The following is a 1014-nucleotide window of genomic DNA, read 5'->3' as shown; positions in this document are numbered from 1 at the left end:
ACAAAGAGAGGAAAAGCTTAAGGATCTTCCTGTTGAGGTTATTGAGTACAAACTCAATGAAGAAGAACAAGTATGTCCTTGCTGTAATGGCAGACTTCATGAAATGAGTACAGAAGTAAGGCAGGAGATTCATGTAATTCCAGCCCAGGTTAAACTTGTTAAGCATGTACGTTATGTTTATGCCTGCCGTAGCTGTGAAAAGGAAGGTATAGAGACACCGATTATTACAGCAACAATGCCAAAACCTATACTTCCTGGAAGTCTATCATCAGCTTCAATGCTTGCGCATATTATAACTCAAAAATATGTAAATAGTATACCTCTTTACCGCCAGGAGCAGGAATTTGAACGTCTTGGGGTTGATTTGTCGCGTCAAACCATGGCAAATTGGACACTAAATGCTGCAGACCCATGGCTTAAGATACTATATGACAGAATGCATGACCATCTTTTAAAACAGGATATCCTTCATGCAGACGAGACTACTCTTCAGGTACTTCAAGAAGAAGGCAGAGGGGCTAAAACATCTTCCTACATGTGGCTTTATCGTACTGGAAGGGAATGCCATCCAATAGTTTTGTATGATACCAGACGACAAGAGCAAGCAAGCATCCAAGGCGTTTTCTTTCAGGTTTTAAAGGATATCTCCATGTTGACGGCTACGCCGGCTACAATGAGCTTCCTGATATTAAGCTTGTTGGATGCTGGGCTCATGCAAGGCGCAAATTTTCCGAGGCTCTTACTGCTCTTCCAGATTCCAGGAGCAATGCAGCGGTAGCTGCAAAGGAAGGCTTGAATTATTGCAATCAATTGTTTTCAATAGAACGGGATTTGCAAGATGTTACCCCAGATGAAAGATATGCCTTAAGGCTCACAAAAAGTCAGCCTGTGCTTGAGGCTTTTTTGTCATGGCTTAAAATACAAAAACCCAGAGTTCTTCCTAAAAGTGCTTTTGGTCAAGCTATTCAGTATTGTTTAAATCAATGGGATAAACTTACGGCATTTTTATTAGAT

1 pseudogene is annotated in these 1014 nt (G+C 40.9%); it reads left to right on the top strand.

Annotated features, from left to right (window positions below):
* A pseudogene (gene tnpC, locus Q428_RS14125) lies at nt 1-1014 on the top strand (IS66 family transposase); the annotation flags it as partial.

Source organism: Fervidicella metallireducens AeB (assembly GCF_000601455.1).
Taxonomy (GTDB): domain Bacteria; phylum Bacillota; class Clostridia; order Clostridiales; family Caloramatoraceae; genus Fervidicella; species Fervidicella metallireducens.
Note: the sequence above shows the minus strand (reverse complement) of the source record. Positions and strands in the feature narration are given on the sequence as shown.